1 protein-coding gene is annotated in these 229 nt (G+C 46.3%); it reads right to left on the reverse strand.

Annotated elements, in window-relative coordinates:
• Positions 1–229 (reverse strand): uroporphyrinogen decarboxylase family protein (locus AAEY75_RS17470; RefSeq protein WP_352260458.1); only part of this gene is annotated, 229 nt, incomplete at both ends.

Here is a 229-nt window from a genome sequence, read left to right on the forward strand (position 1 = left end):
CATCAGGAATGGTCAATATATCACTGAACAAAATAGCCGCGTCTAAATCATAACGACGTAATGGCTGCAAGGTGACTTCTGTCGCACGCGCGGTATCTTTACACAGGCTCATAAAATCACCTGCTTCAGCACGGGTCGCTTTATATTCTGGTAAATAACGACCAGCTTGACGCATCATCCAGACAGGTGTGGTATCGATCGGCTCAAAACGAAGTGCTCGTAGCAATCT

Source organism: Psychrobacter sp. TB55-MNA-CIBAN-0194, assembly GCF_040309505.1.
GTDB lineage: Bacteria > Pseudomonadota > Gammaproteobacteria > Pseudomonadales > Moraxellaceae > Psychrobacter > Psychrobacter fozii.